The organism is Stenotrophomonas maltophilia (assembly GCF_001676385.1).
GTDB classification, from domain to species: domain Bacteria; phylum Pseudomonadota; class Gammaproteobacteria; order Xanthomonadales; family Xanthomonadaceae; genus Stenotrophomonas; species Stenotrophomonas maltophilia_J.
Genome location: NZ_LYVJ01000008.1, coordinates 1 through 22331, shown reverse-complemented (window position 1 = coordinate 22331; position 22331 = coordinate 1). Strand labels below are relative to the sequence as shown.

Annotated in this window: 23 protein-coding genes; 14 read left to right on the top strand and 9 right to left on the bottom strand. The window is 68.1% G+C overall.

Translation table 11 applies throughout. The annotated features are described in order from the left end of the window. Positions 1-136 precede the first annotated feature (136 nt). The gene (locus A9K58_RS11360; protein ID WP_065199475.1) at positions 137-1231 is read right to left on the bottom strand and encodes a branched-chain amino acid aminotransferase; all 1095 of its coding nucleotides are present in this window, start codon (positions 1229-1231) and stop codon (positions 137-139) included. Between the two features lie 59 nt (positions 1232-1290). Further along, a complete protein-coding gene (gene sufT / locus A9K58_RS11355) occupies positions 1291-1842 on the bottom strand; it encodes a putative Fe-S cluster assembly protein SufT (protein ID WP_065199474.1) in 552 nt (183 codons plus the stop codon). Between the two features lie 122 nt (positions 1843-1964). Between sufT and A9K58_RS11350 the strand changes: the two genes are divergently transcribed. After that, the gene (locus A9K58_RS11350; RefSeq protein WP_065199473.1) at positions 1965-2384 is read left to right on the top strand and encodes a hypothetical protein; all 420 of its coding nucleotides are present in this window, start codon (positions 1965-1967) and stop codon (positions 2382-2384) included. A 97-nt stretch (positions 2385-2481) separates the two neighbouring features. Here A9K58_RS11350 and A9K58_RS11345 read toward each other — a convergent pair whose 3' ends face one another. Together A9K58_RS11345 and A9K58_RS11340 are read right to left on the bottom strand one after the other, a co-directional pair. Further along, positions 2482-3942, bottom strand: a complete 1461-nt coding sequence (locus A9K58_RS11345) for an NAD(P)(+) transhydrogenase (Re/Si-specific) subunit beta (RefSeq protein ID WP_065199472.1) — start codon at positions 3940-3942, stop codon at positions 2482-2484. Beyond that, positions 3939-4259 carry an NAD(P) transhydrogenase subunit alpha part 2 gene (locus tag A9K58_RS11340; RefSeq protein WP_005408173.1) on the bottom strand — a complete coding sequence of 107 codons (321 nt, stop codon included), beginning with the start codon at positions 4257-4259 and terminating at the stop codon, positions 3939-3941. Before A9K58_RS11340 ends, A9K58_RS11345 begins: the two co-directional genes overlap by 4 nt. A 98-nt stretch (positions 4260-4357) precedes the next feature. On the opposite strand from A9K58_RS11340, the gene A9K58_RS11335 reads away from it, so the two are divergent. Genes A9K58_RS11335 through A9K58_RS11325 form a run of 3 tightly spaced genes read left to right on the top strand, consistent with a single transcriptional unit; the run spans position 4358 to position 5734 of the window. Further along, the gene (locus A9K58_RS11335; RefSeq protein WP_081284036.1) at positions 4358-4942 is read left to right on the top strand and encodes an RNA polymerase sigma factor; all 585 of its coding nucleotides are present in this window, start codon (positions 4358-4360) and stop codon (positions 4940-4942) included. Then, complete coding sequence (locus tag A9K58_RS11330; protein ID WP_065199470.1) at positions 4939-5259, top strand: hypothetical protein; 321 nt, start codon at positions 4939-4941, stop codon at positions 5257-5259. The genes A9K58_RS11335 and A9K58_RS11330 overlap by 4 nt, the downstream gene beginning before the upstream one ends. A gap of 4 nt (positions 5260-5263) precedes the next feature. Continuing rightward, positions 5264-5734: a DUF3106 domain-containing protein gene (locus A9K58_RS11325; RefSeq protein WP_065199469.1), complete on the top strand. Its 471-nt coding sequence runs from the start codon at positions 5264-5266 to the stop codon at positions 5732-5734. Between the two features lie 102 nt (positions 5735-5836). Here the strand turns inward: A9K58_RS11325 and A9K58_RS11320 are convergent, their stop codons facing one another. Both A9K58_RS11320 and A9K58_RS11315 read right to left on the bottom strand, forming a co-directional pair. Then, the gene (locus A9K58_RS11320) at positions 5837-6916 is read right to left on the bottom strand and encodes an NAD(P) transhydrogenase subunit alpha (protein WP_065199468.1); all 1080 of its coding nucleotides are present in this window, start codon (positions 6914-6916) and stop codon (positions 5837-5839) included. A gap of 51 nt (positions 6917-6967) precedes the next feature. Continuing rightward, positions 6968-9289, bottom strand: coding sequence for a DUF1631 domain-containing protein (locus A9K58_RS11315; protein ID WP_065199467.1), 2322 nt, complete (start codon positions 9287-9289; stop codon positions 6968-6970). Positions 9290-9620: 331 nt separating this feature from the next. Here A9K58_RS11315 and A9K58_RS11310 point away from each other — a divergent pair, with 331 nt between their 5' ends. From A9K58_RS11310 to A9K58_RS11295, 4 genes are read left to right on the top strand one after another with little or no spacing between them, the layout of a single operon-like run. Further along, a complete protein-coding gene (locus A9K58_RS11310; protein WP_065199633.1) occupies positions 9621-10202 on the top strand; it encodes a nitroreductase family protein in 582 nt (193 codons plus the stop codon). After that, positions 10199-11134, top strand: a complete 936-nt coding sequence (locus A9K58_RS11305) for a 5'-3' exonuclease (protein WP_065199466.1) — start codon at positions 10199-10201, stop codon at positions 11132-11134. The genes A9K58_RS11310 and A9K58_RS11305 overlap by 4 nt, the downstream gene beginning before the upstream one ends. After that, positions 11131-11685 carry an NUDIX hydrolase gene (locus tag A9K58_RS11300; RefSeq protein WP_065199465.1) on the top strand — a complete coding sequence of 185 codons (555 nt, stop codon included), beginning with the start codon at positions 11131-11133 and terminating at the stop codon, positions 11683-11685. Before A9K58_RS11305 ends, A9K58_RS11300 begins: the two co-directional genes overlap by 4 nt. Next, complete coding sequence (locus A9K58_RS11295) at positions 11678-12475, top strand: N-formylglutamate amidohydrolase (protein WP_065199464.1); 798 nt, start codon at positions 11678-11680, stop codon at positions 12473-12475. Before A9K58_RS11300 ends, A9K58_RS11295 begins: the two co-directional genes overlap by 8 nt. A 133-nt stretch (positions 12476-12608) precedes the next feature. Here A9K58_RS11295 and A9K58_RS11290 read toward each other — a convergent pair whose 3' ends face one another. Next, the gene (locus tag A9K58_RS11290; RefSeq protein ID WP_065199463.1) at positions 12609-14027 is read right to left on the bottom strand and encodes an MFS transporter; all 1419 of its coding nucleotides are present in this window, start codon (positions 14025-14027) and stop codon (positions 12609-12611) included. 105 nt (positions 14028-14132) lie between these two features. On the opposite strand from A9K58_RS11290, the gene A9K58_RS11285 reads away from it, so the two are divergent. After that, a complete protein-coding gene (locus A9K58_RS11285) occupies positions 14133-15017 on the top strand; it encodes a LysR family transcriptional regulator (protein ID WP_065199462.1) in 885 nt (294 codons plus the stop codon). 72 nt (positions 15018-15089) lie between these two features. Here the strand turns inward: A9K58_RS11285 and pip are convergent, their stop codons facing one another. Continuing rightward, positions 15090-16031 carry a prolyl aminopeptidase gene (gene pip, locus A9K58_RS11280; RefSeq protein WP_065199461.1) on the bottom strand — a complete coding sequence of 314 codons (942 nt, stop codon included), beginning with the start codon at positions 16029-16031 and terminating at the stop codon, positions 15090-15092. Between the two features lie 48 nt (positions 16032-16079). After that, the gene (gene prmC / locus A9K58_RS11275; protein WP_065199460.1) at positions 16080-16937 is read right to left on the bottom strand and encodes a peptide chain release factor N(5)-glutamine methyltransferase; all 858 of its coding nucleotides are present in this window, start codon (positions 16935-16937) and stop codon (positions 16080-16082) included. 322 nt (positions 16938-17259) lie between these two features. On the opposite strand from prmC, the gene ahpC reads away from it, so the two are divergent. From ahpC to A9K58_RS11250, 5 genes are all read left to right on the top strand, one after another. Continuing rightward, complete coding sequence (gene ahpC / locus A9K58_RS11270; protein ID WP_065199459.1) at positions 17260-17823, top strand: alkyl hydroperoxide reductase subunit C; 564 nt, start codon at positions 17260-17262, stop codon at positions 17821-17823. A 225-nt stretch (positions 17824-18048) separates the two neighbouring features. Continuing rightward, positions 18049-19641 (top strand): alkyl hydroperoxide reductase subunit F, encoded by a 1593-nt coding sequence (gene ahpF / locus A9K58_RS11265; protein WP_065199458.1) that lies wholly within the window; start codon positions 18049-18051, stop codon positions 19639-19641. A gap of 85 nt (positions 19642-19726) precedes the next feature. Then, positions 19727-20689 (top strand): LysR substrate-binding domain-containing protein, encoded by a 963-nt coding sequence (locus tag A9K58_RS11260; RefSeq protein WP_065199457.1) that lies wholly within the window; start codon positions 19727-19729, stop codon positions 20687-20689. 123 nt (positions 20690-20812) lie between these two features. Further along, positions 20813-21217 carry a nucleoside diphosphate kinase regulator gene (rnk, locus tag A9K58_RS11255; protein ID WP_065199456.1) on the top strand — a complete coding sequence of 135 codons (405 nt, stop codon included), beginning with the start codon at positions 20813-20815 and terminating at the stop codon, positions 21215-21217. A 48-nt stretch (positions 21218-21265) separates the two neighbouring features. Further along, on the top strand, positions 21266-22222 hold the full coding sequence (locus tag A9K58_RS11250; RefSeq protein WP_065199455.1) for a transaldolase: 957 nt from the start codon (positions 21266-21268) through the stop codon (positions 22220-22222). The last annotated feature ends 109 nt before the right edge of the window (positions 22223-22331 follow it).

The window sequence follows — 22331 nt, the reverse complement described above, 5'->3', positions numbered from 1 at the left end:
GTACGGAAGATCCAGGGCCAGTCCGGGAAGGGGATCTGTCCCCGGGCCCGGAACGCGGAAAGCCCGTCACGAGGACGGGCTTTCCGGGATGACGCCAGCCGAGCGTGGGCTCGGCTCTACAGCGAAGGGCGGGCGATCAGCCCAGCCTGACCAGCCAGTTGTGGCGGTCCGGCAGGCGGCCGTACTGGATGTCGGTCAACTCCTTGCGCAGCGACATGGTCACTTCGCCGGCGGGTGCATTGACATCACCGACCGAGAAGCCTTCGCCCTTCAGCTCGCCGATCGGGGTGATCACCGCCGCCGTGCCGCAGGCAAACACTTCCTTGATGGCACCGGAGGCAACGCCATCCTTCCATTCGTCGATGCTGACCTTGCGCTCCTCGACCTTCATGCCGCGGTCGCGGGCCAGCTGCAGGATGCTCTCGCGGGTGATGCCCTCGAGGATGCTGCCCGACAGTTCCGGCGTGACCAGCGTGCCGTCCCTGTAGACCAGGAACACATTCATGCCACCCAGCTCTTCCAGGTACTTGCCTTCGACGGGGTCCAGGAACAGCACCTGCGAGCAGCCCTGTGCCTGCGCCTTCTGCTGCGGCAGCAGGGAGGCCGCGTAGTTGCCGCCGCACTTGGCAGCGCCCGTGCCGCCCTTGGCCGCACGCGCGTACTCGGTGGACAGCCAGATCGACACCGGCGCAACGCCCTTGGCGAAGTACGGGCCGGCCGGGCTGGCGATGACGTAGTAACCGGCCTTGTGCGCACCGCGCACGCCGAGGAAGGCCTCGTCGCCGATCATGAACGGACGGAAGTACAGGCTCGACTCATCGGCCGACGGTACCCAGTCGCGGTCCACGGCAATCAACTGCTTCAGCGACTCGACGAAGATCTCCACCGGCAGTTCCGGCAGCGCCAGGCGCTGCGCCGAGCGCTGCAGGCGACGGCCGTTGGCATCGGGGCGGAAGGTCCAGATCGAGCCGTCGGCGTGGCGGTAGGCCTTGATGCCTTCGAAGATCTCCTGGCCGTAGTGCAGCACGGCTGCGGCCGGGTCCAGCTGCAGCGGGCCATACGCGCGCACGCTGGCATCGTGCCAACCGGCGTCCTTGTCCCAGCGCACTTCCACCATATGGTCGGTGAAGTACAGGCCGAACCCCGGCTTCTCAAGGATCTTGGCGCGCTCTTCAGCGCTGCGCGGGTGGTCCGAACGGGTGACGGCGAAGCTGGGAATGGACTGGGACACCGGAGGATTCCTGTTCTGGTTGCGGGTAATGCCGGGCCCGCGTCACTGCGGGCCCTGGGTCAAAGCATGCCGGTCTCGAGCCGGGCCGCCTCGGACATCATGTGCTGGTTCCACGGCGGGTCGAAGACCAGCTCGACGTCAGCCTCGGCCACCGTCGGGATCATTTCAAGCTTGCTGCGCACGTCATCGACGAGGATGTCGCCCATGCCGCAGGCGGGCGCGGTCAGGGTCATCTTCACATCGATCTCGCGCTGGCCTGCATCCAGGTGCTTGATCTCGACTTCGTACACCAGGCCCAGCTCGACGATGTTCACCGGAATTTCCGGATCAAAGCAGGTGCGAAGCTGCTGCCACACCAGCTGCTCCACCTGTTCATCGGTGGCATCGGCCGGCAGCTCCAACGGGGCCGGAGCCTCTTTGCCGATCGCGTCGCCATCCTTGCCGGCGATGCGGAACAGATTGCCCTCGACGAACACCGAATAGCTGCCGCCCAGGGCCTGGGTGATGTACCCATAGCTGCCGGCGGGCAGGGTTACGGTGTCGCCCTGCGGGACCATCACGGCCTCGCAGTCGCGTTCGAAGTGGACAGGTTCGCTGCTACGGGAATACATGGGGATCGATATGGGGCCGTGGCCACGGCCACGCAAGAATGCATTCTAGCCCAGCCGCCCTGTCCCCGCCGGTGCACTGCGGCAAACCACAGTATCCTGTGGGTGATCCTCAGGAAGCTTCGATGTCCTCCAATGCCCCGCGTGCCAGGACCGTGACCTGGCTCTGGCCCCTCATGCTGCTGCTGGGCCTGTTTATTGCTCCCCTCGCCTGGATGGTGCTGGCGCTGATGACCGGCCGGCAGGTCGGCTGGATGGCGGTACTGACCGCCCTGGAACTGGTGTTCATGCTGCGCATGGGCACGCTGGGCCCTGGCCGGCTGCGCGTCGCTCTGGTCGTGCTGGGCACCCTGCTGGTCGCTGCGGTGGCCAACTGGGCCATCGCCAGTGCCTGGATGGGGGGCTCGCTCGGGCTGGACCTGTGGGACGCCACCACGCGGATGGGCCCGCACCTGGCCTGGACGCTGATCACGCTCGCCAACGGCGTGGTGGAGTGGCTGTGGCTGGCCGTGGCCATGGCCGTGGGTGCGTGGCTGGCGCGCTGAACGCGCAGATTCACGCCACGCGTGGATGGGGGCGTCCCGGCCGCTCGGGAAAGGGGGCAGAGCCCTTTCCTGCGGAAAGGGATCCGAGCCCAGGGTTTCAATGCCCGCCGTCGAGCGCCTTCAGTTCGCTCACCAGCGACGCGGCCGCCTCGGCGCCATCGCCGTACAGCATCCGCGTGTTGTCGGCGTAGAACAGCGCATTCTCGATGCCGGCAAAGCCCGTGCCCTTGCCGCGCTTGATCACCACCACGTTGCGTGCGTTGACCACGTCCAGCACCGGCATGCCGTAGATCGGGCTGGCCAGGTCGGTGCGCGCCACCGGATTGACCACGTCGTTGGCGCCGATCACCAGCACCACGTCGGTATTGGCGAATTCCGGGTTGATGTCGTCCATGTCGGCGATCAGGTCGTAGGGCACGCCCGCTTCGGCCAGCAGCACGTTCATGTGCCCAGGCATGCGCCCGGCCACCGGGTGGATGGCGAACTTCACCTTCACCCCGCGTTGGCCCAGCCGCTGCGCCAGCTCCCAGATCTTGTGCTGCGCCTGGGCCACCGCCATGCCGTAGCCGGGCACGATCACCACGCGCTCGGCAAAGGCCATCATCGCGGCCACGTCGGCCGCTTCGATCGGCTTCTGCGAACCGGTGATTGCCTGCGCTTCGCCACCGGCACCCGCGCCGAAATTGGAGAACAGCACGTTGCGGATCGGCCGGTTCATCGCCTTGGCCATCAACCGGGTCAGCAGGATGCCGGCGGCACCGACCATCATGCCGGCGATGATCAGCGCCTCATTGCCCAGCACATAGCCTTCGAACGACACCGCCAGGCCGGTGAACGCGTTGTACAGGGAAATCACCACCGGCATGTCGGCGCCACCGATCGGCAACGTCATCAGCACGCCCAGTGCCAGCGCCAGCACGAAGAAGGCGACGATCGCCCAGGTGCTCAGCGTGCTGGCCGCGATGATCGCCAGCACCACCACCACCAGCGCCACCAGCAGGTTCAGCGCCTGCTGGCCGGGCCAGGTCACGCGCTTGTCCAGGCGTCCATCCAGCTTGGCCCAGGCGATCACCGAACCGGACAGTGACACCGCACCGATGGCCGCGCCGACCACCGCCAGCAGCAGCACGGTGCCGGAGGGTTGCCGCGCGGCCAGGTCGGCCAGCGCCTGCGCGCTCCAGTGGGTGGTATCGCGGTGCGCCAGGAAGGCATAACGCAGCAGTTCCACCGCGCCGATCGCCGCGGCCGAACCACCGCCCATGCCGTTGTACAGCGCCACCATCTGCGGCATGTCGGTGATGGCGACCTTGCCGGCCGACCACCAGGCCAGCCCCGCGCCAAGCACCAGCGCCACCAGGATCAGCGGCACATTGTGCAGTTCGGGCAGGAAGAACGTGGCGGCCGTGGCCAGCAGCATGCCAAGCCCGGCCCAGCGGATGCCGCTGCGCGCGGTCAGCGGCGAGGCCATCCGCTGCAGGCCGAGCAGGAACAGCGTAGCGGCGACCAGATAGCTGGCCTTGACCAGCCAATCGAGCAGTTCGACGGTGCTGACGTTCAAGCCTGCGGCTCCTTCGGTTCGTCCTTGCCACCCTTGGGTGCGCTCGGCTTGAACATTTCCAGCATGCGCGCGGTGACCACATAGCCACCGGCCGCATTGCCGGCACCCAGCACTACGGCGAGGAAACCCAGTGCCTTTTCCAGCGGCGTCTGCGCATGGCCCAGCACCACCATCGCGCCGATCAGCACGATGCCGTGGATGAAGTTGGACCCCGACATCAGCGGGGTGTGCAGGATCACCGGTACCCGCGAAATGATCACATGGCCGGCGATGGCCGCCAGCATGAAGATGTACAGCGCCACGAACCCGTCACTCACCGGCAACGCTCCTGCTCTGTCTTCGTCGTCCCATCATAACCACGGGCTGAACCCGGCGCGCGCCCGGCGTCAACCGAAGCCGCGCCCGCGCGTTACCGGTGGTGACCCCAAGCGAGGAACCGTACCCTGTGCTGGTGAGCAGCCCCGTGACCCCGAATGCCGGATCCGATGCCCTGCCGGTATCACTGGAGGCATTCCTGGCCAGTATCGGACCGCGCGCGTTCCGCTTTGCCGAGGCCGGCCTGCGCCAGCGCGAGGATGCGCTGGACGCCGTGCAGGATGCCCTGCTGCGCATGCTGGACTACGCCGACAAGCCGGCTGCCGAATGGGCACCGCTGTTCTGGAGCATCCTGCGCCGGCGGGTGATCGACCTGCAGCGCCGACGCCGCTTCCGCCTGCCGTTCTGGCGCGACAGCCGCGATGCCGACGGCGGCGAGATCGATTGGGCCGACCCCGGCCCCGACCCGGCCCAGGCACACGAACAGCGCCAGCAGTACCAACGGCTGGTACAGGCGCTGCGCACGCTGCCCGCACGGCAGCGCGAGGCCTTCACCCTGCGCGTGCTGCAGGACCTGGACGGGGCCACTACCGCCCGCGCCATGGGCTGCAGCGACGGCGCGGTAAAAACCCATCTGGCACGCGCCCGCCAGGCGCTGCAGGACTACCTGGAGACCCACCCGTGAACCGCTCCCTGCCCTCCGATGACACCCTGCGCGGCCTGCATGCGCAGTCGCTGCAGGCACTGTCGCCGGCGACCCTGGTGCGGCTGCGCCAGGCCCGCCACGCCGCACCCGTTGCCCGTCGCGGTAGCGGACGCTGGTGGCTGGCCAGCGCCTGCTCGCTGGTGGTGGCGCTGGGCGTCGGCCTGCACTTCACGCACCCTGGCGCCCCTCCGCGCCCGGCACCGGCGGTTGCGGCGGTGGAAGACAACAGCGCGCTGTACGACGAGAATCCTGATCTGTACCTGTGGCTGGGCGATACCGACCTGGCGATGGAGTGACCCCATGCCCCGACTGCACACCCTGCCCCTGCTGCTGACCCTGTCTCTCCTGCCGGCCGTCCCGGCGCTGGCGCAGAATGCCGCCGGCTCCGCAGCTGCGCCCGCGGCGCGCCCATCCCCGGCCGCGCCGTTGCCTGCGTGGGAACAGCTCAGCGACGCCCAGCGTGACGCCCTGCTGGCGCCGCTGCGCGACCGTTGGAACAGCGCCGATGCCGGCCAGCGCCAGCGCATGCTCGCGCATGGGCAGCGCTGGCAGTCGATGAGTCCAGAGGAGCGCGCCAAGGCCCGACGCGGACTGCGCCGCTTCGAGCACATGAGCCCGGAGCAGCGCGAGCGCGCGCGGGCGCTGTTCGGGCAGATGCGGGACCTGCCACCGGCGCAGCGCGAGGCGCTGCGCGAGCGCTGGTCGCAGATGACACCGGAACAGCGCAGGGACTGGGTGCGCGACAACCCGCCGCCGGCAAAGCCGCGGTAAAGGCAGCGTTCAACCCTTTGTAGAGCCGAGCCCACGCTCGGCTGCTTTATCGCGCCTGCGCAAGCCGAGCATGGGCTCGGCTCTACAGGAGGCATATGAGATTCACGCCTGCCATCGCGTCTTCGCCAGCAGCTCGTCGTCCCAGTCGAAACCGATCTGCCCCTCGCGCACGAACAGCGCCACGAAGTTCAGCAGATTGCGTGCATACATCTCGCTCGCCTGGGTCGCACCGCGGCTGGCCAGGCCCAGTGGACCGTCGATGGTCACGCCCTGGTGCTCGATGCACTGCCCCGGCCGCGTCAACGCGCAGTTGCCGCCACTCTCGGCGGCCAGATCGACGATCACGCTGCCGGTGGACATGCCCTCCACCATCGACGCGGTCACGATCGTCGGTGCCGGGCGCCCCGGTACTGCTGCCGTGCAGATCACCACGTCCACGCCGCGCAGGTGGTCGGCCAGCCGCCGCTGCTGTTCGGCGCGTTCCTCGTCGGTCAGCGCGCGGGCGTAACCGCCTTCGCCCGCCGCGCTCACGCCCAGATCGAGGAAGCGCGCTCCCAGCGACTGGATCTGCTCACGGGTTTCCGGGCGCACGTCGAAGCCCTCGACCTGTGCGCCCAGGCGACGGGCCGTGGCGATGGCCTGCAGGCCGGCCACCCCGGCTCCGATCACCAGGACCTTGGCGGGGCGCACGGTACCGGCTGCGGTGGTGAGCATCGGGAAGAAGCGGGGGGCGCGCTCGGCGGCGATCAGCGCCGCCTTGTAACCCGCCATGCCCGCCTGTGAACTGAGCACATCCATCGCCTGCGCCCGGGTGGTTCGTGGAAGCTGCTGCAGCGGGAACAGCCGCAGGCGGTCATCTGCGGCCAACGCCGCCAGGGCCGGATCACTGGCCGGGGTCAGCAGTCCGACCACGCTGGCTCCGGGCTTGAGCTGCTGCAGCACGGCCGCAGGCGGTGCCTGCACGCACAGGAGAATGTCGATCTCGCTCCAACGGCCGGCATCAAACGCACGTGCACCCGCATCGTCGTAGGCGGCATCGGCGAACCCTGCCGCCCACCCGGCACCCGCCTCATACCAGACAGTAATGCCCAAGGCACCGAGCTTGCGCGCGGTTTCCGGCGTCAGCGCCACGCGCCGTTCACCCGGCGCGGTCTCCTTGATCCCCAGCAACGCCACAGCCATGCAGGTCCCCGCTGATCGGTCAGTTTTCCCGATCCTAGCAGGCGGCCCTGCTCAATGCAGGGTGGCGCTGCTCGTGTCCAGGCGTTCGATCACGCCCTGCATCGCGCTGTCGAAGGCACCATCGTCGACATGCGCACGCAGGCGGCCCAGCCGTACCATCACCGCCAGCTCCTCCGGCGACGCCACGCAGAAACGCACGCCACGGCGGTTGACGAACAGCAGGCGCGAGGAAATCGGGCTGACCCAGGACAGCTTGCCGGCCTGGACCTTGCCGTCCTTGTCGACGAAGTCCAGCCAGCTGCCGATTTCCATGCGGCGGAAGCGATCGGCGTCTGCGTTGTCGAAGTCATCGGCCTCGACCTGCCCTGCCAGCTCCACCGCTGGCGACTCGGCCACCGGCGGCGTCGGCAAGGCTACCTGCGGCAGCTCCGGCAGCGCGCGCTGCAGTTCCGGGCGCGATTCGGCAATGCCCTGCAAGGTGTCATGCAGTGCATCGACGGCGGCGGTGGCCGCGTCCCCGTGCACGCCCACGCTGGCAAATACCCGCGCCAACGCCGGCTGCCAGGCCTGCAGCCATGGCTTGCCGACGATCTGCCGGCGTGCTTCGGCCACTTCCTCCAGCAGGCCGTCGGCCAGGCTCAGTGCTTCGGCCACCGATGCTCCCTCGTCGCCCTCGCGCAGCAGCGCCAGCGTCAGGTGGTGCTGCCATGGCTGGCGCAGGAATTCAGCAATCGCCTGCGGCAAGGTCGCATCGCCGATGCGGCGGTCCAGTTCGGCGCCGGCACGGCTGCGGGCCATCTCCAGCTTCTCCTGGCCACGCTGCGTCTCGGCAGCACGGCGCTCGGCGATTTCCACGCGGCGGCGATGCTGCACGAGGAACTCGCGGAACTCCTCTTCCAGGGTCAGGAAGATCGCCAGGTTCTCGTTGAACTCGGCCACCAGCCGCTCGATGATCTCTTCGACCTTGGCCATCAGCATGCGCTCGGCCTGGCTCTCGCCGGTGTTGCCCTCGCAGGCCTCGGCCAGCGAATTGAGCAGCTTGCGTGCCGGATGGGTCTTCTGCACGAACATGCGGCGATCGAGCATGGCGACCTTGACGAAGGGCACCACCAGCCGGCCGATCAGCTCGCGCGAGCGGCCCTCCAGTTCGCGTTCGTCCAGCATCACGTCGAACAGCATGCCGACCAGGTCGATCGCATCCTCGTCCTGCGGGTCGAGCCGGGTCTGGCCCGGGTCGACACCCAGGCGGGTGGCGCTGGACAGCACCTCGCTCTTCAGCCGCTGCGCCAGCGATTCACCATCCTCGCCGATCGCCGCGCGCAACGTCGCGCTGGGCGTGGCCTGCAGCAGTGACAGCACCGACATCATCTCGCGCTGGCTCAGCGGGCGCTGCTGGCCCACCGCCACCTGCGCGGCCGAGGTCGCGTCTTCGCGTACATGGCGGGTCTGCTGCAGCAGCTCGTGCAGGGCCTCCAGCAGCATGCCCTGCTGGCCGGTGTAGGGCTCGCCGACACCGCCGTCTTCGCCGCCCAGGTGCTGCTGCATGTGGCCGCGACGCTCGGACCAGCGCGCGGCGAAGCGTTGCGCCCAGGCCGGCGCGGCCTGCTCGTCATCGCCGGATTCGGCGTCGAAGCCTGTACCCTGGCGCTGCTCGACCAGATCGTCCAGGCCAGGCGCCATGCGCTGATCGGGCGCAACCGACAGCGGGCGCCGTGGCGTGCCGCCCTGCGACATCACGCCGGCCGCAGCCAGTTGCTCGTCCAGCTTCTCGTAGATGCGGCCCACCGGCGCGCGCAGGTCACGCTCGCACAGCTTGATCAGCACCAGGTGTACCTCCGGCGCCAGCTCGCAGCCGGCGAAGGCTTCATGGATGGCCACGCCCAGATGCTCGGGACTGATCGGGTTGCGGTCGGCGTCCAGTTCGATACCACCGGTCAGCCGGCCCAGGCGACGGTCGAGCCGCGCCAGCACCGGCTTGAAGTCGCGCAGCAGCACCGTGGCGAAGTTGCGCACCGCCAGCCGCGATTCCAGCACATGCTCCGGCAGCAGGCTCAGCCCATCCTCGGCCGGGCCGGACAGGCTGGCTTCGGCCGACAACGGCTCGCCATCGGCCAATGCCCCCCAGGCACGCTTCAGGTGACCGGAAAAGGCAGCGGCAATGTCCTCGCGGCGACGGCGCAGCTCGCGCATCGCGTCCAGGAACAGCAGCTGCGATGACCCGGCATTGCTGGCCCGGTCGAACAGGGCATCGTCGAAGCGCGCCAGCGCCGCCCCGAAAGCCTGGCACAACGCAGGCAGGACCATGTCCCTGGCAAGCAGGAGCTGGGCCGGGTCACGGCCCGGCGATCCCATCGGTGTGGGCGCGCTCATCATTCGGGAAGGCTCCCCACCTTCTCTGGTACGACAGGCAACATGAATGTCGCGACGGCCGGCACACCCCATGTACCGGTACGTCGATGGTAGGCCGGCCAGCCCGTCACGGACAGTGAAACAGTCCTCACTTCAAACCTCACGACCGGCGGCCCGGCAAGATCGATATCGTAAGCCGTGCATGGCCCGTGAGGCGAGGGGAAGCGGCCGTCCGCTTCCCGGCAGTGGCAGGACGTTCATCACAGTTTGGAGTTCGGTGGCTGGGCACGACACAGACGGCGTCATTGATCGCCCCGACTATAATCACCTCCCCGTGATGACCGGTTCAGACTCGATGCCCGATCCAGCTGCCCTGCTTGCCCTGGACGCCCGCCGCTCGGTGCCCTCGCGGCAACTCGGCGAGCCCGGGCCCGATCCAGCCACCCTGCAGCGGATGCTGGCCTCGGCAGTGCGCGTGCCCGACCACGGCAAGCGCGTGCCGTTCCGGTTCCTGAAGATTGCCGGCGATGCACGTCACACTCTGGGCGACTTCGTGGCCGAACGCAGCCGCCAGCGTGACCCGCATGCCGGCGAGGCCGTGTTCGCGAAGGATCGCCAGCGCTTCAGCCATGCGCCCCTGGTGATCGTGGTGGTGGCCAGCCCGCGTCCCGACCCGAAGGTACCTGAACAGGAACAGCTGATGACCGCCGGCTGCGTCTGCTTCGCCCTGCTGCAGGCGGCGCAGGCGCTGGGCTTTGGCGCGCAGTGGCTGACCGCATGGATGGCCTTCGACCCGGCCGTGCAGGCCTACCTGGGCCTGGCCGGGGGCGAGCGCATTGCCGGCTTCATCCATATCGGCACGCCCAAGGCTGCGGTTCCCGAGCGCGAGCGCCCCGATGTGGCCACCCTGCTGCGTGACTGGACGCCGCCGGCATGACCCTGCCGGCAGCACTGCCCTCGCTGTACCTGGTCGATGCCAGCATCTACGTTTTCCGGGCCTGGCATTCGCTGCCCGACCAGTTCCAGGATGCGCAGGGCTGGCCGACCAATGCCGTGCATGGCTTCGCCCGCTTCCTGCTGGACCTGCTCGAACGCGAGCGCCCGCGTCACATCGCCATCGCCTTCGATGAAGCCCTGGACAGTGGCTTCCGCCACCGCCTGTACCCGGCCTACAAGGCCAACCGGGACCCGGCGCCGGAGGCGCTCAAGCGCCAGTTCGTGCACTGCAAGGCCCTGTGCGCGGCGCTTGGGCTGGCGGTCCTGGCCCACCACGAATACGAGGCCGACGACCTGATCGGCAGCGCCCTGCACCTGCACCGCGGCAGCCATCGCGGGGTGATCATCTCCGCCGACAAGGACCTGTCGCAGTTGCTGGTCGACCGCGACGAGCAGTGGGACTACGCCCGCAACCAGCGCTGGGACGTGGCCGGGGTAAAGGCCCGGCATGGTGTGCACGCGCACCAGATCGCCGACTACCTGGCGCTGTGCGGCGATGCGGTGGACAACATTCCGGGGGTCAGTGGCGTCGGCAGCAAGTCCGCAGCGGTGCTGCTGGCCCACTTCGGCAGCCTGGACGCCCTGTACGAACGGCTGGACGAAGTGCCGTTCCTGCGCCTGCGTGGCGCTGCACAGATGGCAGTGCGCCTGCGCGAGCAGCGCGAGCACGCCCAGCTGTGGCGCCAGCTGACGACCATCGCACTGGACGCGCCGCTGGAGGGCAGCCAGCCCGGGCTGCTGCGCCAGGCGGCCGACCCGGAGCTGCTCGGCGGCCTGTGCCAGGCCCTGCGCTTCGGCCCGATGACACGCCGCCGGCTGTTCGATGCTGCCGGCGTGGCCGACCCTCTTCCCACCCACAGCGAGCCCGCATGAGCCAGCGCAATACCGAAGCCCCGCGTGTCGTCTATGAAGGCAAGTACCAGCGCATGGTCGTGCGCGGTACCTGGGAGTACAGCGAACGTACCCATGCGGGTGGCCTGGCGGCGATCATCATCGCCGTCACGCCCGAGGACAAGGTGCTGTTCGTCGAGCAGTTCCGCGTCCCACTGCAGGCGCCCACCATCGAAATGCCGGCCGGCCTGGTCGGCGACATCCACGCCGGTGAGTCGATTGAAGTCTCGGCGGTACGGGAGCTGGAGGAAGAAACCGGCTGGACCGCCGATCACGCCGAAGTGCTGATGATCGGCCCCACCTCCTCCGGCGCCAGCAGCGAGAAGATCGCCTTCGTGCGTGCCACCGGCCTGCGCCGGGTCGGTAGCGGCGGGGGCGATGACAGCGAGGACATCACCGTGCACGAGATTCCGCGCAGTGAAGCGGCGGCCTGGCTGGTGCAGAAGATGGGCGAAGGCTACGAGCTGGATGCCAAGCTCTGGGCCGGGCTGTGGATGATCGAGCACCACCTGGACGGGCGCCCGCGTGGCTGATGCCGACCTGCACGCGCTGCCGGCGCTGCTGAGCGCCGACGATCCCGCCGTGTACACGATCCATCGGCCGCAGGGGGCCTCGCCTTTCCTGCTGCTGGCCGACCATGCCGGGCAGCAACTGCCGCGCGCACTGGCCGGGCTCGGCCTGGCGCGGGCCGAGCTGGACCGCCACATCGGATGGGATATCGGCATTGCCGGCACCACCCGGGCGTTGGCCGAACAGCTGGATGCCTGGGCGATCGAGCAGGCCTATTCGCGGTTGCTGATCGACTGCAACCGCCCGCTGGCCTCGCCCACGCTGATTCCGGAAGTGAGCGACCACACCGAGGTACCGGGCAATAGCGGGCTGTCGGCGGCGCAGCGGCAGCAGCGCATCGATGCCATCCACGTGCCCTACCACGCGCGCATCGCGGCGGAACTGGATGCACGCCGCGATGCCGGCCGCCCGACCCTGATGGTGATGATGCACAGCTTCACCCCGGCAATGAACGGCGTGCAGCGGCCATGGCATGCCGGCGTGCTGTACCACCGGGACACGCGCTTCGCGCATGCACTCCTGCGGGCGCTGCGTGACGAAGGCGACCTGGTGGTGGGCGACAATGAACCCTATTCGGTCAGCAGCACCAGCGACTACGCGGTGCCGGTGCATGGCGAAGGCCGCGGCCTGGTGCATGTGGAGCTGGAGATCCGCCAGGACCTGATTGCCGATGTGGCCGGGCAGCAGGCGTGGGCGGCGCGGCTGGCGCGGATCTTCATCGCGTTGCAGCCGGAGTTGCTGGGACTGGGTTGAACGCGCGTGGATCGACCCCGCGCCTGTGGTGCCGGCCGCTGGCCGGCAACCGCAATGATCCCGCCCTGGGATCGCCGGCCAGCGGCCGGCACTACCAGAGGCATTGCACATCCATCCACGGGAGCGCCTTGAATCATGCCTCGCTGGTCGGGCAGACGGTCGCGGCCGATAGGAGCGGCACCGGGCGCAGGCCCAGCGCGATGACCACGCCGAGCGCGGCGAACAGCGCCGCGCCGTATTGGGCATTGACCATGCCCTGCAAGGCCTCGGGACTGGTTGCCGCCTGCGTGCCGCGCGCGGCGTTGGCCACCATCACCAGTACCGCCAATCCCAACGCGCCACCGATCTGCTGCGCGGTGGCCGCCATGCCGGACGCCACACCCTGCTGCGGCCCCGGCACCCCCTGCCCTGCCACGATCCACATCGCCGTCCAGCTCATGCCCTGGCCGACGCTGAGCACCACGATGCCCGGCAGCAGCGGCCAGTAGCTGGCGCCATGCGGCATCGCCAGTGCCACTGCCGCAATGCCAATCGCACCGGCAGTGAAGCCCCACGCCAGCACCTGCCGGGGTGAACGGCGCTGCAGCATGCGTTCGGCGATGCGGATACCGAAGGTGCACACCAGTGTCGGCAGCAGGAACGCCATCCCCGCCTGCAGCGGGCTCCAGCCGTAGCCATCCTGGAAGTACAGCGCCAGGAAGTAGTACTGCACGCCATAGCTGCTCATGAAGGCGAAGGTCAGGCCCAGCGCCGCGCGCAGGCCCGGCAGGCGCAACAGCGCGAACTGCATCAGTGGGTCACGGCTGCGCTTCTCGATCTGCACGAACACCGTCAGCAGTACCGCCGAAAGCAGCAGGCAGATCATCGTGGCCGGCGCAGTCCAGCCCCACTCCGGCCCCTGCACGAGGGTAGTGACCAGCAGGCTGCCGCCGGCAGTGACGGTGAGGCAACCGGCCAGGTCGAATGAACGGCCCTGGACCCGCGGGCCATCGGCCGGCAGCCACGCACCGGCCGCGACCGCACATGCCGTGGCCAGCGGCACGATCACCGCGAGCACCGCGGGCCAACCGAACGCCTGGGTCAGCACGCCACCGAGCAACGTGCCCAGCGCCAGGCCGACCGCGCTGGCCATGCTCCAGATCGCCAGCGCGCGGTTGCGCACCGGGCCTTCGGCGTACAGCGTGTTGATCAGTGCCAGCGTGGCCGGGAACAGCAACGCGGCACCGATGCCCTGCGCTGCACGCGCGATGATCAGCCAGGTGGCATTCGGCGCCAGTGCGCCAAGCAGCGAGGCCAGGGCGAACAGCAGCATGCCCAGCCGGTAGAAGCGGCGACGGCCGATCAGGTCGGCGGCGCGGCCACCCAGCAGCAGGCTGCCACCGAAGGCCACGGTGTAGGCACTGACCACCCACTGCAGCTGCTGCGCGTTGATCTGCAGTGCGCGCCCCATGTCATGCAGGGCGACGAAGATGATGGTGGCGTCCAGGGCGATGATCAGCTGTGCAGTGGCCAGCAGGGTCAGCGCCCAGCGCGGGTATTTGAGGGGAGGCATCGGCGGTCTGGCGCTAAGGGGGAGCGCAGTCTCATTGATGCACGCAGATCAATAAACCCCTCCCCCGCCATATCTGTCATGATTTTTGGCATGAATGGACCCTCGATGGACCTCAATGCGGTGCGCATGCTGGTGCAGGTGGCCGAAGCACGCAGCTTCACTGTCGCTGCAGGCCAACTGGGCCTGAGCCAGTCCGGCCTGTCCCGCGCGATCGGGCGCCTGGAAGTGTCGCTGGGAGTGAAGCTGCTGCAGCGGAACACCCGCAACGTGGCGCTGACCCCGGACGGCCGCCAGTTCGTCGATCAGGTCGCGCCGCTGCTGTGTGGCCTCGAGGATGCCGAGCGCCAGTTGGCCGATCGTCCCTGCACGCCGTCGGGCACCCTGAAGATCAGCGCGCCCTCGATGTTCGGGCGCAAAGTGCTGGTGCCGATGCTGGCGCCGTTGCTGCAACAGCATCCGCAGCTGCAGGTGGAAGCGGTGCTCAGCGACCGCCTGGTCGATCTGGTCGAGGAAGGCTTCGACGCCGCGCTGCGCACCGGCGTCATCGCCGACCAGCGCATCGTCGCGCGGCCGTTGCGTCCATTGCGCTGGGTGACGGTGGCCAGCCCGGACTATCTGGCCCGCTGTGGCGCACCGGAGGATGTGGCCGCCTTGCAGGATCATGCCTGCCTGGCGGTGCGCAACCTGCGCAGTGGCCGGCTGGTGGACTGGCAGTTCCTGCAGGACGGGCAACTGCGTGAGTTCACGCCTCCGACGCGGATGGTGTTCGACAGCGGCGATCCGCTGGTGGAAGCGGCCATCGCCGGCATCGGCATCGTGCAGGTGATGGATTTCGCGGTGGCCGGTGCCTTGGCTGACGGCCGCCTGCAACGCGTGCTGCAGCCGTTCGAGGGCCGCAGCCGCGCGCTTTCGCTGATCTATCCGCCGTCGCGCCAGCATTCGCCGAAGCTGCAGGTGCTGGCCGACGCGTTGCTGGCCGGGGACTGGTAGCGCCGGCCGACGGCCGGCGTCTGCAGGAATCCAGTCATTCCAGGTTTGCCGGCCAGCGGCCGGCACTACCGATCAGACAAAGCTATCGGTGGCGCGCACCAGCGCGTCGACGTTCTCCGCCTCGAATCCCGAATGGCCCGACGCCGGGGTGATTTCCAGCTTCGCCTTCGGCCACACCTTGGTCAGGTCCCAGGCGTTGGCCAGCGGGCAGACCACGTCGTAGCGGCCGTGCACGATCACGCCGGGGATATGGGCGATGCGGTGCGCATCGCGCAGCAGCTGGTCTTCCACCTCGAAGAAGCCACCGTTGACGAAGTAGTGGTTCTCGATGCGGGCAAAGGCCAGCGCGAAATGCGGATCTTCGTGGCTGTTGATGAAGTCATCATCGACGTGCAGGAAGCTGGTCGCACCTTCCCACACTGCCCAGGCCTTGGCCGCTTCCAGGCGGGTAGCTTCGTCTTCGCTGGTCAGGCGGCGGTGGAAGGCCGAGATCAGGTCGTGGCGCTCAACGACCGGGATCGGCTTGAGGTAATGCTCCCACGCGTCCGGGAACAGGCGGTTGGCACCTTCCTGGTAGAACCATTCCAGCTCCCAGCGGCGCAGCATGAAGATGCCGCGCAGCACCAGTTCGGTCACGCGCTGCGGGTGGGTTTCGGCATAGGCCAGGGCCAGGGTCGAGCCCCAGCTGCCGCCGAACACCTGCCAGCGATCGACCTTCAGGTGCTCGCGCAGCTTCTCGATATCGGCGACGAGGTCCCAGGTGGTGTTGTCCACCAGATCCGCGTGCGGGGTGGAACGACCGGCGCCGCGCTGGTCGAACAGGATGATGCGGTACCTGGACGGGTCGTGGAACTGGCGCATCTTGTCGCTGCAGCCGCCACCCGGCCCACCGTGCAGCATCACCACCGGCTTGCCGTCCGGGTTGCCGCACTGTTCGAAGTACAGCGTGTGGCGATCGTCGACCTTCAGGGTGCCGACGTCGTAGGGGGTGATGGCGGGGTACAGCGTACGCATGCTTGCAGCTCCAGGGTGATGCCCTGCCGGGGCAGGAGAACCGCCATTCTAGGCCGGACGCCGGCCCAGGGTGATCCGGTCGCGCTGCTCCAGGTCCTGCGCGGTCTGCACCTCGGCGAAACCGGCGGCATCGAACAACGCGCGGATCGCGGCGCCCTGGTCCCAGCCATGCTCGATCAGCAACCAACCTCCGGGCCGCAGGTGCGCCTGGCCACCGTCGACGATGCGGCGGATGTCATCCAGGCCGTCCACGCCCGAGGCCAGCGCGGACGCCGGTTCGAAACGCAGGTCGCCCTGTGCCAGGTGCGGGTCGTTGCTGGCGATGTACGGCGGATTGCTGGCGATCAGGTCGAAGCGCGCGCCCTGCAACGGCGCGTACCAGTCGTGCCCACCTTCGGCGAAGCGGACGTTGTGCAGTGCGTGGCGGGCGGCATTGCGCGCGGCCACGGCCAGCGCGCCGGGGCTGGCATCGGTGGCCAGCACCTGCGCCTGCGGCCGCTCGCTGGCCAACGCCAACGCGATCGCGCCACTGCCGGTGCCCAGGTCGGCCAGCTGCAGCGCGCGGTCCTGCGGCAGGCGCTCCAGCGCCAGCTCGACCAGCAGTTCGGTTTCCGGGCGCGGAATCAGCGTGGCCGGACCGACCTCCAGGTCCAGGGTCCAGAAACCGCGGCGGCCGGTCAGGTAGGCGACCGGCTCGCCGGCCACGCGACGGCCCAGCAGCGATTCAAAGGCGACCTGGTCAGCAACGGAAAGCGGATCGGTGGCATGTGCGAACAGCCAGCTGCGCGGGCGGTCCAGTACATGCAGCAGCAGCAGTTCCGCCTCATGGCGAGCCTCGATGCCGCCGAGGCGGGCGCTGGCGTCGGCCACGATCTGGCGCAGGGAGGTTTGGGCTTGGAAGGACATTTCGCAATTGTAGAGCCGAGCCCACGCTCGGCTGCTTCTGGCGCAGCCGAGCATGGGCTCGGCTCTGCAAAACCGGAATCCGTTCAGGTTGTCGGCAACGGGATAAGGAGGGGCTATCGGCCGTCTTTCCCTGCCGCGGAAGATTATCCTTGTCGCACAGGCAGTTGCAGGATGAAAGCGGCCGGGTTCAGTGCCTGCTCATGGCATTTTGATAGCCTGCATCTATCAAATAGATGTAATCAATGGATTGTTCTTATCGCCAGCGAATCGGTAACCTAGCACCTGTCGATTCACCCACTCCCCTTCACCAAGAGGAAAAATGATGTCCCTCATCAATACCCAGATCCAGCCGTTCGAAGCCAACGCCTACCACAACGGCGAGTTCATCAAGGTTTCCGACAACAGCCTGAAGGGCCAGTGGTCCGTCCTGATCTTCATGCCGGCGGCCTTCACCTTCAATTGCCCGACCGAGATCGAAGACGCTGCCGACCACTACGCCGAGTTCAAGAAGGCCGGCGCCGAGGTCTACATCGTCACCACCGACACCCATTTCTCGCACAAGGTGTGGCACGAGACCTCGCCGGCCGTCGGCAAGGCCCAGTTCCCGCTGGTCGGCGATCCGACCCACCAGCTGACCCGCGCCTTCGGCGTGCACATCGAGGAAGAAGGCCTGGCCCTGCGCGGCACCTTCATCATCAACCCGGAAGGCGTGATCAAGACCCTGGAGATCCACTCCAACGAGATCGCCCGTGACGTCTCCGAGACCCTGCGCAAGCTGAAGGCTGCCCAGTTCACCGCCGCCAACCCGAACCAGGTCTGCCCGGCCAAGTGGAAGGAAGGCGAGAAGACCCTGACCCCGTCGCTGGACCTGGTCGGCAAGATCTAAAGCAGCACCGGCGCGCCGCGGCCCCACGCCACGGCGCGCCCTGCATCCCCGTGCCGGCCCCCCGCCGGCGTGGGGGTGAACCCAAGACAGCCAACGCTCGCAGGCCTTGGCCAGCCCGCCCCTTCCACAGGCGCTGTCTTGGGTTCACCCCTACCCCCCAGCTGGTCCGCTACCTTGTACAGCGGTGCCACGCCCCGTGTTTGCCTGAAGCCAGGAGATGACCCGATGTTGGACGCCAACCTGCAGTCGCAGCTGAAGACCTATCTGGAGCGCGTGACCCGCCCGATCCAGATCACCGCGCACGCCGACGACGGCACCAAGTCGCAGGAAATGCTGGAACTGCTGCAGACCCTGGAGAGCCTGTCGGACAAGATCTCGCTGCAGGTCCTGCGCGACGGCCAGGGCCGCGTGCCGTCCTTCGACCTGGGCACGCCGGGCCAGGACATCCACCTGACCTTCGCCGGCTTGCCGATGGGCCACGAGTTCACCTCGCTGGTGCTGGCGCTGCTGCAGGTCGGCGGCCATCCGTCCAAGGCCACCGCCGAACTGATCGAGCAGGTACAGAACCTGGAAGGCGAGTACAGGTTCGAAACCTACTTCTCGCTGTCCTGCCAGAACTGCCCGGACGTGGTGCAGGCGCTGAACCTGGCTGCGGTGCTCAACCCGCGCATCCAGCACGTGGCCATCGACGGCGCCCTGTTCCAGGACGAAGTCGAGAAGCGCGAGATCATGTCGGTGCCGACCGTGTACCTCAACGGTGAAGTGTTCGACCAGGGCCGCATGACCCTGGAGCAGATCGTGGCCAAGCTGGACACCAATGCCAGCAAGCGCGATGCCGAGAAGCTCGCCGCCAAGGACGCCTTCGACGTGCTGGTGGTCGGCGGTGGCCCGGCCGGCGCCGCTGCGGCGATCTACGCCGCGCGCAAGGGCATCCGCACCGGCATCGCCGCCGAGCGTTTCGGTGGCCAGGTGCTGGACACCATGGCGATCGAGAACTTCATCTCGGTGAAGGAGACCGAAGGCCCGAAGCTGGCCGCGGCGCTGGAACAGCACGTGCGCGAATACGAGGTGGACATCATGAACCTGCAGCGTGCCAGCGCGCTGGTGCCGGCCGGTGACGACGGCCTGGTGCAGGTGCAGCTGGAGAACGGCGCAGTGCTGAAGTCGCGTTCGGTGATCCTGTCCACCGGCGCGCGCTGGCGGCAGATGAACGTGCCGGGCGAAGAGCAGTATCGCAACAAGGGCGTGGCCTACTGCCCGCACTGCGATGGCCCGCTGTTCAAGGGCAAGCGCGTGGCGGTGATCGGTGGCGGCAACTCCGGCGTGGAAGCGGCCATCGATCTGGCCGGCATCGTGTCGCATGTCACCCTGCTGGAATTCGATTCCAGCCTGCGCGCCGACGAAGTTCTGCAGAAGAAGCTGCGCAGCCTGGCCAACGTGACGGTGCTGACCAGCGCACAGACCACCGAAGTGCTCGGCGACGGCAGCAGGGTCACCGGCCTGGTCTACAAGGACCGCATCGGCGGCGATGCCCACCGCGTCGAGCTGGAGGGCATCTTCGTGCAGATCGGCCTGCTGCCCAACACCGAGTGGCTGAAGGATGTGGTGGCGCTGTCGCCGCGTGGCGAAATTGTCATCGACGATCGCGGCCAGACCAACGTGCCGGGCGTGTTCGCCGCTGGCGATTGCACGACGGTGCCCTACAAGCAGATCATCATCGCCATGGGCGCTGGCTCGACTGCCGCACTGAGTGCGTTCGATCACCTGATCCGCTCGTCGGTGAGCAATAGCAACGGTGCCGTTGCTGAAGCGGCCTGATCCACCGTTCCCAGATCACCGGGAACATTGTCTGCCTGTCGGGTAACCCTGCCGTCAGCCGGTCCGTTACCCCTGAGGTGTAAGGATGAACCTACGTGATCTGAAGTACCTGGTCGCCCTGGCCGACCACAAGCATTTCGGCCGGGCTGCCGCCGCCTGCTTCGTCAGCCAGCCCACGCTGTCGACGCAGATCCGCAAGCTGGAAGAGGAACTGGGCCTTCCGCTGGTGGAACGCGCGCCGCGCAAGGTGATGCTGACCCCGGCCGGCCAGGAGGCGGCCGCGCGGGCGCGGGTGATCGTGTCCGAAGTGGAGCAACTGAAGGAAGCGGCGCGGCGCAGCCGCGATCCGGAAGCCGGCACGGTGCGCCTGGGGATCTTCCCGACCCTCGGCCCGTACCTGCTGCCGCACGTGATCCCACGCATCCGCGAGCGCTTCCCGGAGCTGGAACTGCTGCTGGTCGAGGAAAAGAGCGACGTGCTGCTGGACCGCCTGCGCGAAGGCAGGCTCGACGCCGCACTGCTGGCCCTGCCGGTAGCCGATGACCAGTTGCATGCCGAATTCCTGTTCGAGGAACCGTTCCTGCTGGCGGTGTCCGGCCGCCACCCGCTGGCCCGCCGCGAGCATCTGGACGTGCAGGAACTGGCCACGCAGAAGCTGCTGCTGCTGGAGGACGGCCATTGCCTGCGCGACCAGGCACTGGAAGTGTGCCGCCTGTTCGGCGCCAACGAGAAGTCGGAGTTCCGCGCCACCAGCCTGGAGACGCTTCGGCAGATGGTCGCCGCCGACGTTGGCATCACCCTGTTGCCGAGCCTGTCGGTGCAGCCTCCGGTGCCCCGCTCGGACAACATCCGCCTGCTCGACTTCACTGGCGAAGGCCGCCCCAGCCGCCGCATCGCCATGGTCTGGCGCCGCAGCTCGGCGATGAACGATTTCCTGATGGAGCTGGCCGATCAGTTCAAGCGCCTGCCGCAGGCGCTGTTCACCCTCGACACCCTCGGCGCGGGAGGCGAGGCCACCTCTCCATCCGGCCCCGCGCTGAACGGCTGAACCCGCGCGGTACCGGTGCGGAACCGGCAGGAGTCGATTCCGGCCGCATTTGTCCCCACAATACAGACAGGCGGCGCCAGCAGGTGCCGCCTTTTGCATGGCTTTCAACCAAGGAGCTCCACCATGAACACCGCCAGCGGCCTGCCGCCGTCGATCACCGTTTCTTCCTTCGACATGGACCGTCTGGAGGCCATGCTCGAGTCCCCTGCGCTGAGCCAGACGCCTGCCGCGCTCGCGCTTGCTGAAGAACTCAACCGGGCCACCGTGCTGGCGCCGGACCAGATTCCCGAAGGCATCGTCATGATGCATTCGCGCGTGGAGTGCGAAGATGAGATGTCGGGCGAGAAGCACGTCCTGACCCTGGTCTTCCCCCGCGAAGCCAACGTCGATGAAGGCAAGGTCTCCGTGCTGGCCCCGGTCGGCAGTGCCCTGCTCGGCCTGTCGATCGGCCAGAGCATCGACTGGAACGCGCCCGGCGGTCGCAAGCTGCGCCTGCGCGTGACTGCGGTCCACAACGACCGCCCCTGACTACCGCTGCGCACCGCGCGCGACCCGATCCCCCAACCAGGAGCCGCAATGAGCACCCCGTCCAAACTGTCCCAGCTGCGCGAACTGTCCGTGGTCGTTGCCGATACCGGTGACTACGAGGCGATCAAGCGCCTGCAGCCGGTGGACTGCACCACCAACCCGACCCTGGTGAAGAAGGCGCTGGACCTGCCGGTCTACGCCGAGCTGATCGAACGGGAACTGGCCTGGGGCCGCCAGCAGGCTGGCGACGGCGAAACCGTGGTGCACGCCGTGGCCGACCGCCTGACCATCGGCGTCGGCGCGCTGCTGAGCACGCTGGTGCCGGGCCGTGTGTCCACCGAAGTGGACGCCGACCAGGCTTATGACACCGCCGCCACCGTGGCCAAGGCCCGCCAGTTCATCCAGATGTACGCCGACGCCGGCGTGCCGCGCGAGAAGATCCTGATCAAGATCGCCGCGACCTGGGAAGGCGTGGAAGCCGCGCGCATCCTGCAGGCCGAAGGCATCGACTGCAACCTGACGCTGATCTTCAACCCGACCCAGGCGCTGGCCTGCAGCGAAGCCGGCGCGTTCCTGATCTCGCCGTTCGTCGGCCGCATCCTCGACTGGTACGTGGCCAACGGCCAGACCCCGGCCAGCATCGACGAAGACCCGGGCGTGAAGTTCGTGCGCGGCGTGTATGACGAATTCAAGCGCCGTGGTTCGAAGACGGTGGTGATGGGCGCCTCGTTCCGTTCGACCGCACAGATCGAAGCGCTGGCCGGCTGCGACCGGCTGACGATTTCGCCGGACCTGCTGGAGAAGCTGGATGCCGACCACGGCGCGCTGCCGCGCAAGCTGGTGGCCGGTGCGGCCGACGGTGCCACCGTGGCACCGATCGATGCAGCGAAGTTCGCGGCAGACCTGGCGGCCGATCCGATGGCCACCGAGAAGCTGGCGACGGGTATCGATGCGTTTGCCAAGGATCTGGAAGCGCTGCGCGAGCGGATCCGCGCGGCACTGTGAGGATTCTGGCCAACGGCTGAGCCCCTCGTGGCGGGGGGCTCAGAGCAAAAGCCGTGCTGGGTCGGGCGGGTTGGGTTCGCGGGAGACGCCGTGAATCCATCCCTGGAGG